This window comes from Actinoplanes sp. NPDC049802 (assembly GCF_040656595.1).
Classification (GTDB): Bacteria; Actinomycetota; Actinomycetes; order Mycobacteriales; family Micromonosporaceae; genus Actinoplanes.
Genome location: NZ_JBFAMR010000172.1, coordinates 1 through 2,561 on the forward strand (window position 1 = coordinate 1; position 2,561 = coordinate 2,561).

The window sequence follows — 2,561 nt, forward strand, 5'->3', positions numbered from 1 at the left end:
ATCCTCAACCCATCCGAAGACAGGCCGGGGTATTGCCATAATTGGCACTGGCTTATCAAGCACCCTGTTGAGTTCTCAAAGAACAACCGCACACCGTCCTCCGAACCGCTTTCGCGGCCCGTTCTCCGGGGCACTCGCTCTACTTTACCCTCGCTATTCCGTCTCGCCAAATCCGGGGTGTTACCCGTTTCGGTGAGCCAGGAATTCGCTCGAGTCCCGCGGAAGCTTACACGATCGCTCGTGGCGCTTGATCCTTGGGGTTTAGCAGGACGGCCGGTGCGGATCTCTCAGTGATGAGTGTTCCGTTTGCCTCGCCCGTTTCCCTGCTGGCTTGGAGAACTTTACCCGCTCCCCTCGCCAACGCCAAATCGGCCCCCACACACGATCGCACTCCCGTGGCCACTGGTGTCCGCGAGCCGAAAGAGTTTTATGACCGCGCGAAGCGGCACGGATACGCAAGGAACATCCCTCTCATCCGCCACACCGACAACGGAAATGGCAGCCATCCGCATCACCGCAGATCAGCGCCCCTTTTCGGGCCGCTCCCGCGCACAACACCCCGCCCCGGCTCACCAGCACATCCCGCCCTGCCACCCGGCCGGGCACACAACACCCGCGTGCATCTCCGGCCTGGCGCACCGAACACACCGCCTCATGGCGTCGGCCCGTCCGCTCAGGGACCGGTCCCGCCCATCCCGACAGTCGCTCGAAGGGCTCCGGCCGGCCGCCAGGACTGACCAGCGAGCCTGAGACAGCGCCCGCGACCAGCCCCGGAGCCGACCACCCCCGGTACGAGACACAGTCGCGCGGGCACTCCCTGAGGAATGGATCCGTCCGCAGCCGGCAATGCACCGCAGCCGACCTCGCTCTGCTTGTCGGGGGCACCGTCTCGGAGCGCTCGAGGCAGCGCCCGCGACCGGCCAAGACCGCACGGCTGGCGCTGAGCGCCGTCCCAACGGTCCCGAGACAGCGCCCACGACCAGCCGGACAAGACCAATCAGAATCCGGACGGCCCTTCCCGGGACATCCGAGGGTGCGGGCGCCCGCACCCTCGGGGCGGTGTGCAGTGCGGTCAAGGGTGGGAGAGCAACGCGAGGAAGCGACAGCGCGAAGTGAGGTCTTCGACCACATACCTATACAGCCGTGTGCTGAGGGAGCGCGGCGTGCCGCACTAGCGGCACCTACGCAGGCCCGGCCGCAGGCGCCATCGCGTGAACAGGGTCTGCGGCCGAGATCAGCGCCCTCAGTTCGGAAGGCGGAACGACAGCCGAAGACAGGTCGGGCTGACCGGCGGCGAACTGCTTCCGGATGCGGGACGTCGGTGCCCGCGACTCGCCGTAACAGAACTGCGGGGACTGCCCGGATTTCGGCTGGTCTTGTTCGGCTGGCCATAGGCGCTGTCACACCGCCGGCCGAGCGGTACCGGCTGGAACGAGGCGCTGACTCGGCCACTCCGAGACGGCGCTCAGCGCTGGCCGAGCGGTACCGGCTGGAACGAGGCGCTGACTCGAACACTCCGAGACGGTGCCCACGACCAGCTGGAGGAGATCGAATACAGCGTGTCGCCACCGGCGAGCGGACACACCTGAACCGTGGGAAGCAAGACGGCGCCGAGTTGGAGAAGGTCTCAGGGTTGGGCCCGCAGGACTGCCTTCATGTAGCGGTGCGGAGAGCAGGAGCGGAGAAGGCCGGCGAAGGCGGTGGGGGCGACACCGTCCGAGAGCGGAACGCCGAAGTCGGGCACGTGATCGGTACATCCGCGGTGAGGAGCAGGAGCGCGCGGTTCGCCTCGATGCACCGGGTGTGGCCGGCAGTTGTGCCACCCAGGTGAGAAGCGGATCCGGCGAGGGGTCGTTCGGGTTAGGGGTAGAGGTCGCGGCTCGAGTGGGTGGGCGCTCACCGCGTACGGGAAAGGGAGGGTTTGGGGTTCCTGGGGTGAGGCTTGTGGTCTGCCCCGGCGGCTCGCTCGTGCCCATTCGGACCGCGGCGTCGGCGGAAGGTGGGTCGTGTGAGGACGAGGACCCGGACGTGTTCGGTGGTGGTCCGGCTTCGATTGAGGCCGTGAAAGGCTGCCTGGAGCGGCTATTTCATCCGATTTGTCACGTTAACAGACTCATACTTTCGGCTAGTGTTCTCTGGACCCTTCGTATAGAGTCTGCGTAACCGAACGGCCAAGTGCGCCTGGGCGGCCCTCGCCGTCCACAGATATGGATGCCCGACCGACCGGGTCCCAAACAGGGACCGGCTCTCCGGGAAGGTGCCAGGGAGGACCACGACATGACCGTGACCGAGACTTCGACGGCGGTGTCGCCGTCGACCACGGCCAGCGCCGCGGCGCCTGTCGACAGCGCTGCCGAACTGCTCGCCGCGATGGCCGCCATGCCGGCCGGACACCCGTCCCGCGCCGCATTGCGGGACCGGGCGATCGAGGCCTGGTTGCCTCTCGCCCGTCACCTCGCCCACCGCTACTCCGGCCGCGGCGAGCCCACCGACGACCTCATCCAGACCGCCACGGTCGGCCTGATCAAGGCCGTCGACAAGTTCGACCCCGACCGCGGCGT

At 67.3% G+C, this 2,561-nt stretch carries 1 protein-coding gene; it reads left to right on the plus strand.

Translation table 11 applies throughout. From position 1 onward, the window contains the following. Nucleotides 1-2,277: 2,277 nt before the first annotated feature. The coding region (locus AB0I88_RS41170) for a sigma factor (protein WP_361037727.1) at nt 2,278-2,561 on the plus strand (284 nt) is incomplete at its 3' end.